Source organism: Rhizobium sp. 05L429 (genome assembly GCF_056397645.1).
In genome coordinates, this window is record NZ_JBFTNV010000052.1 from 1 (window position 1) to 14,338 (window position 14,338).

The following is a 14,338-nucleotide window of genomic DNA, read 5'->3' on the forward strand; positions in this document are numbered from 1 at the left end:
TTCAATACGGCGTAAGATTCAATACGGCGTAAGAGCGGACAAGGCGCATCCAGCCCTCGAAATTATCAGGATCGGCAGACAGTTTGGCATCCAGGCTCTCCACCATGCCGCGGATCATCTGCTGCCGGTCGCCGCTGTTCATCGTCTCGGCCGCTGCGACATCTTCCGTCGTCGGGCCGCCGGGAGCCGCAGGCTGTGCGGCAGGTTCACCTGCAGACGCGACCGCTGTGCCGCCGTTTTTGGCGATGTGCTCGTTGACCAGCGGCAGCCACGGTGCGTCGGCCGGCGACTGCCTGGCGAGATCCTCGAAGGCACCCCGCGCCTCGCCGGGTCGGCCCGCCTGCTCCAGGCTCAGCGCGATGTAGAAACGCGCACGCGGGTTGTTCGGCTCGAGAGATAGTATTTGCTTGAGTTCATCAAGCACGTCTGTGGCCACCAGGCCGTTTGACGTGGCCATTAGCGTTTCCGACAGTCCCTCCAGGCGGGAGACATTGGCTCCGCCGAGGCGAAGCGCCGCACGATAGGCTTTTGCCGCGTCATCGACCCTGCCCATCTTGAGATAAACCGGAGCGATGACGTCCCATCCGCGCCCATCCTCAGGCTGACCGGTCAGGTGATCTTMCATCTTCTTCACGAGGATTGCGAGATCCTCGCCGGGCTCGGCGAGCCTTATGGCCAGCGGACGGGAGGGAAGATCGGGAGAGCCGAGCGAGACGTAAAGAGCGATGCTGAGCAATGGCAAGAACACGGCGATGGCATGTTTCAGCCATCTGTCGGAGCGTTGCGCGGTCTGCGCCGGCCGGTTGTCATCCGCGGCCTTGAAGAGCCGGCGCGCCGTTTCTGCTTTGGCCAGTTCGTATTCGCCCGGCGAGATACGTCCTGAGGCGATATCCTCGTCAAGTTCGAAAAGCTGGTCGCGATAGACCTTGCCGGCATCCGCTTTGACGCTCGCTGCCTTCCGCCCCCCCGTTGAAAGCGGATGAAGCAGGATGGCAGTTGCTGCGGTCGTCATCACCGCGAAAAGAATCCAGATCGTCATTGGTACAGCCATAGTGGCTCGACACATAACCCCAGCAGCGGACCGGACATTGACGARAATCAACTATCTCGATGTTCGTCCCGGTCKGCCGGTGAAGACATAACCGACGCCGCGCACCGACTGGATGAGATCCGGGCTCTTCGGATCATCCTCAATCTTCTTGCGCAAGCGGACGATCTGGGCGTCGATTGCGCGATCGAAGGCTTCGAGATTGCGGTTCCTCGTCATATCCATCAGCGTCTCGCGCGAAAGCACCCGGCCGGGATTGCGCACGAAAACCAGAAGCATGTCGAACTCGCCCGTCGTCAAGGCAATGTCCTCGCCGTGGGGCGAGGTCAGCCGCCTGCGCGACACATCGAGAGACCAGCCTTCGAAGGCKAGCGTTTCTTCTTCTCCATTGGCGGCGCGGGCACCGTCCGAGGATGTGCGCCGCCGCAGGATTGTCCTCAGACGAGCCAGGAGTTCCCTCAGATGAAATGGCTTGGCAATGTAATCATCGGCKCCGACCTCGAGGCCGACAACCTTGTCCGTGACATCGTCCTGACCGGTCAGCATGAGAACCGGCACGTCGGATGTGCTTCGAAGCTCCCGCAACAATTCGAGACCATTTTCGCCGTTCGGAAGCACCAGATCGAGAAAAATTGCCGCGTAAGAGCCCCTGGCCAGTTCGGAACGCATCGCCGCACCGTTTGCGACGGCGTTCACCTTAAATCCATTGTCTTCGAAGTAACGCACCAGCATCTGCCTGATCCGTGCGTCGTCATCGACCACCAGAATACGGTCCGGTTCCATTGTCCTCGTTAATCTTGTTTCGTCTTGCCAATCAGATACCGCAGGAACTCGGGCAGCGCCACCGTTCCCGGCGCCGCATGCAGTGGTTTCAAGAAAAAGCTGGTGATGAACGTTCCGGACTGGTGGGCCCATCGCGGTAGCACGACAACATTGCCCATTGGGATCCGGCGTGATTGTCGCTAACAGGCCTGGCGCAGCAGCGCGACGTTTTCGATAAGCACCGTTCGACCCTTTACGTCGACCCCGCATCGTGTCAGGGCGGCAAACGCCCGTGACAGGGCCTCCGGTCCAAGCCCGAGTTTTCCAGMGAGAATCTGCTTCTTGTACGGAAGATGGAATGTCGCCTGAAGCGCCGCTTCCGGGCACTGGCGCAACAGGAAATTGGCCACACGCTGAGCCGCCGTGTGCAAACGATCGCCGGCCATGCCATCGAAGGCCTCGAGGAGATGGCGAGCCGATATTTTCAGCAGGTTGCGCTGGAACTGGGGGCACTTCTCGGCGAGTGCCCGCAGCGCCGCAGCCTCGAAGAGCATGAGCTCGCTCAAGGCGCCAGCGCAGGCGCCGTGCGCATAATTGCCGCCGAGCGCTATGACATATTCGCCGATGAAATCGCCCGGTTCGCAGACGCAGACGTCCGCCTCTTCCCCGCTCGATTCCCTTCGGGTCAACCTGACCACGCCACTTGCGACATAGAGCGCATGGATGCCAGGATCCCCTTCAGCAAAAATCTCTTCGCCGGCTACATATGTGCGCCGCCTGGCGAGGACGGTAAGGCGCATTACAGTATCCTCGCTGAGCTCACCGAATAGGTCCGACTGCAAAAGCCGTTCGTTGTTGAAGAGCATCTATCTTTTCCTGGCTGATGCGCTCACGTGACGGTTGGATCGGAATCATCGTCGGCAAGCACCCGCCAGGAAGCGCCTTCCAGATCATCATACTGACCGCTTTTTAAGGACCAAAGGAACGCGGCAAGTCCGAGGCCGCCCATGAACAGGGCGATCGGGATCAGATAGAGGAGCATGTTCATATGACCTTGACCTCCTGGTCGCGGGCGAACTCAGGCATCGCCGGCAGAGGGGCGCTTCGCATTGTAAAGGCGTTCAGACGCAGGGCGTTGGTAACGACGATGATGGAGGAGGTGGACATCGCCACGGCCGCGATCAGCGGCGTCGCAAAGCCGGCGATCGCAATCGGCACGGCGAGGATGTTGTAGCCGATCGCAAGGGCGAAATTCTGCCGGATGAGCGCGGCCGAACGCCTGGCGATCCGTATCGCTTCGGGCACCGCATCGAGCCGTTCGTTAAAGAACACGAGGTCGGCCGCCTGGCGTCCGATGTCGGATGCGCTGGATGGCGCCATGKAGACATGGGCTGCAGCCAGGGCGGGCGCATCGTTGATGCCATCACCGACCATCAGAACCCGGCGTCCTTTCTCTCGCAAGGCCTCGCAGGCTTCCACCTTCTGCTTCGGCGTCAATGCGCCACGGGCGTGATCGACGCCGAGGCTGCGTGCCGTGCTTTCCACCACGGACTGGCGGTCCCCCGAAAAAATCAACGTCTGAAACCCGGCCGATTCCAGATCAGCGACCGCCTCGACTGCTCCGGGGCGAAGCGTGTCATCGAAGAAGAAGCGGGCCAGCGCTACCCCGTTTGCCGAAAGCACGACTTCGGAAAGCGGACTGTCTGATGTCGCGATATCGGCCTGTCCGCAAGCGAAAGACGCGTTTCCGAGCCTATAGACGACATCCCCACGAGAGGCTTCGAGGCCGCCGCCTGCAACCTCCACCACACGCTCGAATTGCTCGGCTGCGTCCGCCTGACGGGCGAGCGACTGCGAGAGAGGATGCCTGGAATGGTGAGCAAGCCCGGCTGCGATCGCGATGCTCCTGATATTATCGGCCTCCGTCCGCACGAGCCTTGGACGCCCCAGCGTCAGCGTACCGGTCTTGTCGAATGCGACGGCATCGACCTCCGCGAGCCGCTCGAGCGCCGAACCGTCCTTGACCATGACGCCCCTGCGAAAGAGTTCGCCGGCTGCAACGACCTGCACGACCGGGACGGCCAGCCCCAGAGCGCATGGGCAGGTGATGATGAGCACGGCAACGCCGACGAGCATCGCCTGCTTCCAGTCTCCGCCTATGATCCCCCAACTCAGAAACGACACCAGCGCGAGCAGATGCACGACTGGCGAATAGAGCGCCGCGGCCCTGTCGGCGATCCGCCGGTAGCGCGCCCGCCCCCCTTCCGCGGCCTCCATCAGGCCGATGATCTCGGCAAGCAGTGAGTTGCGTGCCAGCTTCGTCGTACGCACGATGAGCGACCCTGTCAGGTTCATCGCCCCGGAATGGACGTCCGTTCCCGGTTTCACGGCCACCGGGCTGCTCTCACCCGTCACGATCGACAGGTCGAGATCACTCTCGCCGCTGGCGACGATACCGTCGACCGGAATGCGGTCGCCGGCCGCCACGGCAATCTCGTCGCCGACGACAATCTCTTCGACCGCCGCGTAACGTCTCGACCCGTCGGCAGCCACCACCAGCGCCCCGCGCGGAGCAAGCCGCGCCAGCCCGTTGATTGCCGCGCGTGCCTTCTCGCGCATCACATGGTCGAGGGTCCGGCCGATCAGCAGGAAGAACAGCAGCGATACGGTGGCGTCGAACCAGGCATGCTCGCCGTGATGCATCGTCTCCCAGAGCGAAACGGCATAGGAGAGCGTGACGGCAAGTGAAATCGGCACGTCCATGTTCGTGCGGCCGCGCTTCAACGCATTCCAGGCCGACCGAAAGAAAAACCGGCCTGAATAGATGAGCGCAGGGGCCGCGATCATCGCCGAAATCCAATGGAACATGTCGCGTGTCGCGGCATCCGCGCCAGACCAGACGGAGACCGAGAGCAGCATGATATTTGCCGCGGCAAAGCCCGCAACACCCACCGCAAGGAGAAGCTGATTGCGTGTCTTGTCGCTTTCTAGCGCCATCCGCTCGAAGAGATGAACCCTGTATCCGGTCGCACTGATCGCGGCAATGATGCCGGTGGGATCCACCGGCCGGTCGTCCATGTCCTCGACATAGATGCAGCTCAGGCGCCTGGACGTCAGGTTCACCCTGGCCCGTCGCACATAAGGCAGGGCCTTCAAAGCCCGTTCGATGGTCGATATGCAGGCGCCGCAATGGACGTCGGGGACGCTGAGATCGAGCTGACGAAGCCCGCCGCCGAGCGCGTGACTGGCAAGGCCGATCTCCTCAGCGCTGAAGGAGGTCGTGCTCATCGCCAGGACACCATCCGCATTCATGGTACAGCAGGTCATTGGCCGAACTCCGCGGTGTCGATGCGAACGGCTTCGTGCATGACGATTTCGCCGCTGCGGCGCGAGGTCACTTCGACGATCCAGTCCCCGGCGGCGATCGCGTGAGCCGCCTCGAATCGACCTTCAGAGAGTTTGGTCATGGCAACGCGAAAATCTTCGTGGTCGCCGACCGGCCGTTTGAAGTTGGCCACGACCTCATCGATATCAGCCGGCGAGCCGTCCCTGTTGCCGATGTCGTAGTGGATTTCACCGCCCTTCAGCGAAAGCCTGCCGGTAATCCCCGAGGCAGCCATCGCCTTCATGGCTGCTGCCTTCTGGTTGAACTCCTGGCTGGCGACATAGGTGTTTTCGACCACGAGGCCGCTCCAGCTCGACGAGGCGTACCAGGCCATCGTAAAGTTGACGGCGATGATAACGGCGAAGAAGGCACATGTCGTCAGCAGCATGTGCGTGCCGGTAAATCCTGGGGTGCGGGTGCTCATCTGACATCTCCTGGGGCGTTGAACGCGGCCCGATAGGTCGCTCGGTCGGCATGGTCGGCGTCTTCGATCGAAAAGAGGAATTCGCTGACGGCGCTGCTCGTCGGCTTGCGGGTGATGAAGACCTTGACCGTCGTGACGGCGTCGGGCGCGGCGTCGATGGTGAACCGACGTCCCTCCTCCTTGCCGAGCTCGGGAATCCGCATCGCCGCATCATCGATGCCCGACAGGGTCAGTTCGATCGTGCGCGGCTTGGGAACCATGTTGAGGACACGCAGCGTGTACCCGTTGCGGATCGATCCATCGCTTTCCAGTACATATTGAGGATTGCGGTCATGGACGACATTGAGCTCCAGCCGTTCGCGCATCGACAGGTGCACGAGCATGGCAATGCCGATGCAGGTCCAGACGCTCGCGTAAAAGACGACGCGTGGCCGGAAGATGATGCGCCAGTTGAAATGGCGAATGCCGTCGATAAACGAACCGTCCGGATTTCTGACGCGCGCCGGCTGGACCGGTGTCCGGCCGGCCTCGGTGGCGATATTCATATTGCTCGCATATTCGCTGAGCGTCGCATAGGCGATCAGGCCGCGCGGTTTGCCGAGCTTGTCCATGACATTGTCGCAGGCGTCGATGCAGAGCGCGCAGGTGATGCACTCCATCTGCTGTCCATCGCGAATATCGATACCCATCGGACAGACCGCAACGCAGGCATTGCAGTCGACGCAGTCGCCGACGGCCTGCCCCCCCGCTTGCGTCTTCTTAGCATGGCGCGAGCGCTGTTCGCCACGCCAGTCGTTATAAGTCACGACCAGCGAATTCTCGTCGAGCATGGCGCCCTGTATACGCGGCCAGGGGCACATATAGGTACAGACCTGTTCGCGCAGCAGCCCGCCGAAGACGTAGGTGGTCGACGTCAGAACGGCCACCGTGGCGTAGGCGAMGGCAGGAGCCTGACCGGTGAAGAGCTCTTTGACGAGCGTCGGCGTGTCAGCGAAGTAGAAGATCCAGGCACCGCCGGTGAGGACGCCGATAACAAGCCAGATCGCGTGCTTGAACAGGCGCTTGCGGAGCTTGCCGAGCGTCCACGGCCCGGCGTCGAGCTTCATTCTGGCATTGCGGTCACCTTCGATGGCGCGCTCGACGACGAGAAAGAGGTCGACCCAGACCGTCTGCGGACAGGCATAACCGCACCATGCGCGGCCGACAGCCGAGGTAACCAGAAACAGCCCGAAGCCGGCCATGACCAGCAAGCCGGCGACATAATAGAATTCCTGCGGCCAGATCTCGATGAAGAAGAAAAAGAAACGGCGCGACGAAAGGTCGATCAGGATCGCCTGGTGGGGCGCGTAGGGTCCGCGGTCCCAGCGGATCCAAGGGGCAAGATAATAGATCGCAAGGGTGATCAGCATCACGATCCATTTGAATCGGCGAAAGCGTCCTTCGACCCGCTTGGGGAAGACCTTCTTGCGCGCTGCGTAAAGTGGCTGGCGGTTGCGGCGGGCGTTGACCGGCTCCGCGTTGACACGTTCCACTGACTTTGGATCGGGTGCTGTGTAGAGGTTCATGGGCCTGTTCCGATTTGCGACTGCCCTTCTCCTCCGTTTCCAGCTGACGATCCTTGATTCATATCAAGAACGTGGTTTGCACGGAGAAGGCAGGCGGGCAGGAGATGCAGCCCTGAGAGAGCCGGGCGGCCGCCAGACATAGGCGGTTGCGTCCGATCGTTCTTTGCGCTCGATCAAGGAGAAAGGGCCGCGTCCGGAGAGATGGACGCGGCCCTGGAGGACAACGGGGAGAAGCCGCTGGGACGTCCTCGTTTGCAGATCTAGCGGCTCGTCGGGTTGTGATCTTTGAGGCAGATCAAGCTTACGATCGAACTGCCGATCCTTGCGGGATCCTCCTGCTCACAGGCCGGCGGGGCGGACTTTGCACGCATCGACACACGCGAACGGATCACCGCGCGCGGGGTGCCATAAAGTGCAAGGAGTGCGTTATGGTCATGGTTCGTCATCATGCCGGCTCCTCATAGGCCGCCGCCGAGCGAGTGGACGAACACGGTGAGTTCCTTGACGGTCGTGTCCCCGAGGCGCGCGGACCAGGCCGGCATGACACCATGCTTCGGAGCCGCGACCTGGCGAGCGATGGCGTCCTCGCCCCTGCCCTTCAGCCAGATGGCATCGGCAAGATCAGGCGCGCCCATATCCGGCTTGCCCTTGGCATCCTCGCCGTGACAAGCCKCGCAATTGTCGATGAACAGCTGCTTKCCGGGTTCCACGAGGGCTTCGTCCGATGGCTTGTTCGTCAGGCTCCAGACATAGGCGGCGACCTGCCGGATCTGATCCTTGTCGAGCATGTCGGCGAAGGCCGGCATTTCGGAAGCATGTGCCTCTGGGTCGCCGTCGAAACGGATGCCGTGGGCGATTGTCGTCTGGATGGAATCAAGGTCGCCGCCCCAGAGCCAGTCGTCGTCGTTGAGATTGGGAAAACCCGGCCCGCCACTTGCACCCGAACCGTGGCACGGGGCGCAGTTGACCTTGAAGGCAGACGCGCCGCCGGCGATCGCAAATTCGCGAAGGGCCGGATCGGCGTCGATTTCCTGCACGGTCTTGGCGGCGATCATGTCGTGGAACCTCGTCTGCGACACCTTGGCCAGATCGAGGTCCTGTTGCAGTTCGGCGCGGCTGGAAAAACCGAAATAGCCTTTCGTGGCCGATGTGATCATCGGTATGGCCGGATAGGCGATGGCATAGCCGATGGCCCACAGGATCGTCGCGTAGAAGGTCCATACCCACCACCGGGGCATCGGATTGTTCAGTTCACGGATGCCGTCCCATTCATGGCCGGTCGTCTCCACGCCGCTGATTTCATCGATATGTTTGTCCGACATCTCAATCGTCCTTCAGAGGAATGTTGGCGGCATCCTTGGCGGCCTGCTTGCCGCCGGGACGGAGCGTAAAAATCACTGCTCCGATGAAGAAGGCCGTCATTGCCAGGAGGCCCCAGCTGTCGGCGAAGTGCCGCATTGCGGTGTAGGTTTCCATGTTTCACCTCATCGGTAGCCGGTGGCGTCGTCATAGGTCGAGAAGTCGACAAGCGTGCCAAGCATCTGCAGATAGGCCACCAGGGCGTCCATCTCGGTGAGCTTGGAAGGATCGCCGTCAAAATCGCCGACCTTGGCCTTGGGGTACCGCTCGAGCAGTGCTGTCGTATCGGCATTCGGGTCGGCCTGCGCCTTCATGTCCACCTCCGCATTGGCGATCATGTCGTCGCTATAGGGCACGCCGACATCCACATTCGCCTTGAGGTCCATGCCGACGTCCTTGACGGTGACCTCCTGCTCCCTGAGGAAGGCGTAGCTCGGCATGATCGATTCCGGCACCACGGCTCGCGGGTTCGACAGGTGCTGGACATGCCACTCGTTGGAGTAGCGCGCGCCCACGCGCGCCAGGTCCGGACCAGTGCGTTTCGAGCCCCATTGAAAGGGATGGTCGTACATGGATTCAGCGGCCAGCGAATAATGGCCGTAGCGCTCCACCTCCTCTCGGAACGGCCTGATCATCTGGCTATGGCAGAGATAGCAACCCTCGCGGATGTAGATGTTGCGACCTGCCAGCTCGAGCGGCGTATAGGGACGCATTCCCTCCACCTTCTCGATCGTGTTCTGCAGGTAGAAGAGCGGAGCGATTTCGACGATACCGCCGATGCTGACCACGAGCAGCGAGCCGACCAGAAGAAGGGTCGCGTTTTTCTCGAGGATCTGATGTTTGTCCAGGATTGATGCCATGTGTCACCTCACTCGGCAGCCTGTGCCTGCGGCACATAGGCAGAAGGAATTTCGGCTTCGTCGCGCAGATGGCCGCGGATGGTCATGAAAACGTTCCAGGCCATCACCAGGCCGCCGGCCAGGTAGAGACCACCGCCTAGCGTGCGCAGCACGTAATAGGGGAACATCGCAGCCACGGTTTCGGCGAAGGAGTAAACGAGGAAGCCCTGGGAATTATATTCGCGCCACATCAGGCCTTGCTGGATACCGGCGACCCACAGGACCGCCGCATAGACGACGATGCCGAGCGTTGCGAGCCAGAAGTGCCAGTTGACCATGCGCAGGCTGTAGAGGCGTTCGCGACCCCAAAGCTTCGGCGTCATATAGTAGATCGCACCGAAGGTGATCATGCCGACCCAGCCGAGCGCACCCGAATGCACGTGACCAATGGTCCATTCGGTGTAGTGGCTGAGCGAGTTCACGGTCTTGACCGACATCATCGGCCCTTCGAAGGTCGACATCCCGTAAAAGGCAATCGCAACGATCATCATGCGAATGATGGGATCGGTGCGGATCTTGTCCCACGCGCCAGACAGCGTCATCAGGCCGTTGATCATACCGCCCCAAGAGGGCATCCAGAGCATGATAGAAAAGACCATGCCGAGGGTCTGCGCCCAGTCGGGGAGCGCGGTATAGTGCAGGTGATGGGGTCCGGCCCAGATATACATGAAGATCAGTGCCCAGAAGTGGATGATCGACAGCCGGTAGGAATAGACCGGGCGGTTGGCCTGCTTGGGCACGAAATAATACATCATCCCGAGGAAGCCGGCGGTCAGGAAGAAGCCGACGGCGTTATGGCCGTACCACCACTGCGTCAGGGCGTCCTGAACGCCCGAAAACAGCGAGTAGCTCTTCGAGCCGAGGAAAGAGACCGGCACTGCGAGATTGTTGACGACGTGCAGCATCGCGATCGTCACGATGAAGCCGAGATAGAACCAGTTCGCCACATAGATATGTGGCTCCTTGCGCTTCAGGATGGTGCCGAGAAAGACGAGCAAGTAGGCAACCCAGACGATCGTCAGCCAGAGGTCGACATACCATTCAGGCTCGGCATATTCGCGCGCCTGGTTGATGCCGAGGACATAGCCGGTCGCGGCCATGACGATGAAGAGCTGGTAGCCCCAGAAGACGAACCAGGCGAGGCTGCCGCCGAACAGGCGCGCATGACAGGTGCGCTGGACGACGTAGAACGACGTCATGATCAGCGCATTACCGCCAAAGGCGAAGATCACCGCCGAGGTATGGACGGGCCGAAGCCTGCCGAAATTCAGATAGGGGGCGAGGTTGAGATCCGGGAATGCCAATTGGGCCGCAATCACAACGCCCACGAGGAAGCCGACGACGCCCCAGAACACGGTAGCGATCAGGCCGTAGCGGATCACCTCGTCGAAATAGCCGGTCAGATCGGCTTTCGGCAACCGGCCCGCCGGCGAGAAATCCACCTTTCTCACGAGAAGCAACGTTCCCACGAAAAGGCAGAAGCTCAATATCCCCATGTGGATTGAAAATAGATGGTCGTGGGCGAAAGCAGCGCCAAGCAGTGCCAGGAATGCTCCCACGGCGACCACCATGGTTTCCGCAGTATAGTTCATGATGACGTCCCCAGTGCGCAGACGACCACAGGGCGGTCGCCTTTCTCGTACGTTGAGGAACGACTGTCACGACCCCCACAACCGCTCCTTGATCCAGGTCAACGAAGGCGTGGCTTTGTCCGTTGTTACAGACTGTTACAGAGTCTTACCCTTTGGCACCGTCCGCTCATTCCGCTGTGACTGAACACCTTTCTATTGGCCTCACAGTCAATCAGGGCACGGGGATTATCGGGATGTTGATGCAAGGCCACCAGGCATTCGAGAACGTCGATCTTGGCGCAAAGGCAGTTCAGAGCAACTGCCTGTCGGCGCTTTTCCAGATGTCGGCGACCGAAACGATCGAGGCAGGAAAGGCGATCTGCTGGGAGGGGGATGCAGCACGGCATCTGTTCCAGATCACCGAGGGCGTCGTGCGTCTCCACCGCATCATCGGCGATGGACGCCGGGTCATCACCGCCTTCCACTTCGCCGGTGACGTTGTCGGCTCCTTCCTGCAAGGCGACTTCTTATTTACCGCCGAAGCAGTGACGGATTGCAAGATCCGCCGTCTCTCGCGCAAGCAGTTCCACGAGGAAGTTGAGCGCTCGGAGATTCTGCGGCCGGCCTATATCAATCTGCTCTGCAGGGAGACCGCGTCGGCCCACGATCAACTTGTGCTGCTATCCAGGAAAAATGCCGAGGAGCGCCTCTGTACCTTTCTCATGAAGCTTGCGACCCGTCACGGCGAATCACTCCACCAGGGGCTGCTCGAGGTGCCGATGAGCCGACAGGACATCGCCGATTATCTCGGCCTGACCATCGAGACCGTTTCCCGCTCGATCAGCAAGCTCGCCCAGAGGAAAATCGTCACTCCGGACGGTCGGCATAATCTGCGTATCGTCAATCTTGCCCGCCTCGCGCAGTTATCGGGCAATGTGGATGATTTTTCGGATAGAACCTGCCATAGGGGTAGCGTCCACTGATTGCGGAACGAACGTTTATGCCCCATCGTCTGATCTCGCCGCGCACCGCATCGCCCCAGGAACTGGACGCGCTCGTGCATGTTCTCGACGGGGCTGATATCATCGTCCACCGGCTCGAGGGCACGATCACTCATTGGTCGATCGGCAGCGAGAATATGTACGGCTGGACCCGCGAAGAGGCCGTCGGCGAGACCGTCTACGGTTTGCTCGATACCCGCTTCCCTGAACCGATGGACGCCATACGCGCGCATTTGACGACACGGGGCTTCTGGCAGGGCGAGGTCGTTCATCGTCACAAGAACGGTCACGACATGCACGTGGCAACCCGCTGCGTGCTCGTCAACCTTCCCGATGGTGATCCCGTCGTCATCGAGGCAAACAGCGACGTCAGCGCCCTGCGCAAGGCAGAAGAGGCCGTGCGGGCGCGCGAGGCCCATCTGTCCTCGATCCTCGACACTGTGCCCGACGCCATGATCGTCATCGACCAGGGCGGCAATGTCATGTCATTCAGCAAGGCGGCCGAGACGCTTTTCGGCTTCACCTCTGAAGAAATCTGCGGCCAGAACGTCAAGAAGCTCATGCCCGAACCCTATCGCGCTGCCCATGACGGATATCTCGACCACTACATGCAGACGGGCGAGAAGCGGATCATCGGTTACGGTCGCGTCGTGACGGGCCAGCGCGCCGATGGCACCCAGTTTCCGATCGAGCTTCATGTCGGCGAGGCGACGGCAGACGGCGAACGCATCTTCACCGGCTTCGTTCGCGATCTGACAAGCAGGTTCAAGATCGAGGAGGATCTTCGCCAGGCCCAGAAGATGGAAGCCGTGGGTCAATTGACCGGCGGGCTGGCGCACGACTTCAACAACCTGCTGACCGTGATCAGCGGCAATCTGGAGATGATCGAGGACAAGCTCCCGGCAGGCCCGTTGCGCGACATGCTGCAGGAGGCCCAAGATGCCGCAGCCGACGGCGCAAAGCTTACCGGACAGCTGCTGGCCTTCGGAAGACGCCAGCCGTTGAACCCGAAGCAGGCCGATCTCGGCCAGCTCGTCACCGGCTTTTCGGACTTGCTACGAAGGACGCTCGGGGAAAACATTCGACTGTCGACCGTCCTTTCTGGGTCCGATTTCAACGTGCTGGTCGACAGTTCGCAACTGCAGAACGCAATCCTCAACATCGCTCTGAACGCGCGCGACGCCATGCCCAGGGGCGGCACTTTGACCACAGAGGTCTCCCGTGTGCAGCTCGATGCCGACTACGCGAAAATGTATCCGGAAGTCCGCAGCGGAAACTTTGTCCTCGTTTCGATGAGCGATACCGGCGACGGCATGAGCGAGGAGGTCAAGAAGCGCGCGATCGAGCCCTTCTTCACCACCAAGGAAGTCGGGTCCGGAACCGGATTGGGTCTGAGCATGGTCTACGGCTTCGTCAAGCAATCGGGCGGCCACCTGCAGATTTACAGCGAGGTCGGTCGCGGCTCGACGATCCGCGTCTACCTGCCGGCTCTTTCAAGCGCCAGCGCACGGGACGAAGCGACTGTCGGTGACAAGGTCGAGGCCGCATTACCAGGTGGCGATGAACGCGTTCTTGTCGTCGAGGACGACGCGCGCGTCCGCAGGGTTGCGGTCGCCAGGCTCACCGGTATGGGATATGCGGTGATTGAGGCCGACAATGGCCGACGCGCACTTGACCTGCTCAAGAACCAGCCAGACGTCGCGCTTTTGTTCACCGACATCGTCATGCCCGGAGGCATGACCGGCGACGAGCTGGCAAGGGCGGCGCGCGCCGAACGGCCCGACCTCGCCGTGCTGTTCACATCAGGCTATTCGGAGCCGGCTCTGGCGGTAAACGAGGTCATCGCCGGCGCGCAATGGCTTCGAAAGCCCTACACGGCACGCGAACTTGCCCAGAAAGTGCGAGAGCTGATCGACGCCCGGTAAGGCGGGCGCGCGTGGACCTTCTCAAAAAATCCAGCAATCCGATTGTCCGCCGGAATCTTTCTTGAAGGTTCCGCGCACGCGAACGTGCATCCACGGCTTCTCCTGAGGCCGCCGGCCACAGAAGAATGCCGCGATGAATTCTGCCGATGACGGGGTCGGAGGCACCAATGGACCCGACAAGCTCGCCGGGCGGATAGATATCTATTAGAGGCGCGACTGCGCGCCCATTTGAGGTCGCCGCCATCCTGGAATCGGACTAACGGCCTCGTCAACCAGCTGGTTGCATTGCTGGCCACCTATTGCGAGCGCCATGTTTCCGCCTCGACCAGCTAGCCTCCAACAGTTTGTAAGACGTCATGATCGGCCCACGGGTCAATGCCGTCATCAACGTGATTGCCG

At 61.1% G+C, this 14,338-nt stretch carries 14 protein-coding genes; 2 read left to right on the forward strand and 12 right to left on the reverse strand.

Features of this window, described 5'->3' with window-relative positions:
- Window position 1: 1 nt before the first annotated feature.
- The 12 genes from ccmI to ccoN form a co-directional block, all read right to left on the reverse strand.
- Entirely contained in the window at window positions 2-1,039 is a 1,038-nt protein-coding gene (gene ccmI, locus AC1DNW_RS33870) for a c-type cytochrome biogenesis protein CcmI (protein WP_477855591.1), read from the reverse strand.
- Window positions 1,040-1,102: 63 nt separating this feature from the next.
- The gene (locus tag AC1DNW_RS33875; protein ID WP_477855592.1) at window positions 1,103-1,831 is read right to left on the reverse strand and encodes a response regulator; all 729 of its coding nucleotides are present in this window, start codon (window positions 1,829-1,831) and stop codon (window positions 1,103-1,105) included.
- A gap of 179 nt (window positions 1,832-2,010) precedes the next feature.
- Window positions 2,011-2,676, reverse strand: coding sequence for a Crp/Fnr family transcriptional regulator (locus AC1DNW_RS33880; RefSeq protein WP_477855593.1), 666 nt, complete (start codon window positions 2,674-2,676; stop codon window positions 2,011-2,013).
- A 23-nt stretch (window positions 2,677-2,699) separates the two neighbouring features.
- Entirely contained in the window at window positions 2,700-2,858 is a 159-nt protein-coding gene (gene ccoS / locus AC1DNW_RS33885; RefSeq protein WP_113301994.1) for a cbb3-type cytochrome oxidase assembly protein CcoS, read from the reverse strand.
- Window positions 2,855-5,137, reverse strand: coding sequence for a cation-translocating P-type ATPase (locus AC1DNW_RS33890; RefSeq protein WP_477855594.1), 2,283 nt, complete (start codon window positions 5,135-5,137; stop codon window positions 2,855-2,857). Before AC1DNW_RS33890 ends, ccoS begins: the two co-directional genes overlap by 4 nt.
- Window positions 5,134-5,619 carry a FixH family protein gene (locus AC1DNW_RS33895; protein WP_113335316.1) on the reverse strand — a complete coding sequence of 162 codons (486 nt, stop codon included), beginning with the start codon at window positions 5,617-5,619 and terminating at the stop codon, window positions 5,134-5,136. Before AC1DNW_RS33895 ends, AC1DNW_RS33890 begins: the two co-directional genes overlap by 4 nt.
- The gene (gene ccoG, locus AC1DNW_RS33900) at window positions 5,616-7,184 is read right to left on the reverse strand and encodes a cytochrome c oxidase accessory protein CcoG (RefSeq protein ID WP_477855595.1); all 1,569 of its coding nucleotides are present in this window, start codon (window positions 7,182-7,184) and stop codon (window positions 5,616-5,618) included. The genes AC1DNW_RS33895 and ccoG overlap by 4 nt, the downstream gene beginning before the upstream one ends.
- Window positions 7,185-7,444: 260 nt before the next feature.
- Entirely contained in the window at window positions 7,445-7,630 is a 186-nt protein-coding gene (locus tag AC1DNW_RS33905; protein ID WP_113301999.1) for a hypothetical protein, read from the reverse strand.
- Window positions 7,631-7,642: 12 nt separating this feature from the next.
- Complete coding sequence (ccoP, locus tag AC1DNW_RS33910; RefSeq protein ID WP_477855596.1) at window positions 7,643-8,506, reverse strand: cytochrome-c oxidase, cbb3-type subunit III; 864 nt, start codon at window positions 8,504-8,506, stop codon at window positions 7,643-7,645.
- Between the two features lies 1 nt (window position 8,507).
- Window positions 8,508-8,660: a cbb3-type cytochrome c oxidase subunit 3 gene (locus AC1DNW_RS33915; protein WP_112546975.1), complete on the reverse strand. Its 153-nt coding sequence runs from the start codon at window positions 8,658-8,660 to the stop codon at window positions 8,508-8,510.
- Between the two features lie 8 nt (window positions 8,661-8,668).
- Window positions 8,669-9,403 (reverse strand): cytochrome-c oxidase, cbb3-type subunit II, encoded by a 735-nt coding sequence (ccoO, locus tag AC1DNW_RS33920; RefSeq protein ID WP_477855597.1) that lies wholly within the window; start codon window positions 9,401-9,403, stop codon window positions 8,669-8,671.
- 8 nt (window positions 9,404-9,411) lie between these two features.
- Window positions 9,412-11,034, reverse strand: a complete 1,623-nt coding sequence (gene ccoN / locus AC1DNW_RS33925) for a cytochrome-c oxidase, cbb3-type subunit I (protein ID WP_113312163.1) — start codon at window positions 11,032-11,034, stop codon at window positions 9,412-9,414.
- A 233-nt stretch (window positions 11,035-11,267) separates the two neighbouring features.
- Between ccoN and AC1DNW_RS33930 the strand changes: the two genes are divergently transcribed.
- On the forward strand, window positions 11,268-11,996 hold the full coding sequence (locus tag AC1DNW_RS33930) for a helix-turn-helix domain-containing protein (RefSeq protein ID WP_113312164.1): 729 nt from the start codon (window positions 11,268-11,270) through the stop codon (window positions 11,994-11,996).
- Window positions 11,997-12,013: 17 nt separating this feature from the next.
- The gene (locus AC1DNW_RS33935) at window positions 12,014-13,939 is read left to right on the forward strand and encodes a hybrid sensor histidine kinase/response regulator (protein WP_477855598.1); all 1,926 of its coding nucleotides are present in this window, start codon (window positions 12,014-12,016) and stop codon (window positions 13,937-13,939) included.
- The last annotated feature ends 399 nt before the right edge of the window (window positions 13,940-14,338 follow it).

Bases quoted from the DNA above. Each gene is read 5' to 3' on its own strand.
- ccoS (WP_113301994.1), bottom strand. From the start codon at position 2,858: ATGAACATGCTCCTCTATCTGATCCCGATCGCCCTGTTCATGGGCGGC.
- AC1DNW_RS33895 (WP_113335316.1), bottom strand. From the start codon at position 5,619: ATGAGCACCCGCACCCCAGGATTTACCGGCACGCACATGCTGCTGACG.
- AC1DNW_RS33905 (WP_113301999.1), bottom strand. From the start codon at position 7,630: ATGACGAACCATGACCATAACGCACTCCTTGCACTTTATGGCACCCCG.
- AC1DNW_RS33915 (WP_112546975.1), bottom strand. From the start codon at position 8,660: ATGGAAACCTACACCGCAATGCGGCACTTCGCCGACAGCTGGGGCCTC.
- ccoO (WP_477855597.1), bottom strand. From the start codon at position 9,403: ATGGCATCAATCCTGGACAAACATCAGATCCTCGAGAAAAACGCGACC.
- ccoN (WP_113312163.1), bottom strand. From the start codon at position 11,034: ATGAACTATACTGCGGAAACCATGGTGGTCGCCGTGGGAGCATTCCTG.
- AC1DNW_RS33930 (WP_113312164.1), top strand. From the start codon at position 11,268: ATGTTGATGCAAGGCCACCAGGCATTCGAGAACGTCGATCTTGGCGCA.
- AC1DNW_RS33935 (WP_477855598.1), top strand. From the start codon at position 12,014: ATGCCCCATCGTCTGATCTCGCCGCGCACCGCATCGCCCCAGGAACTG.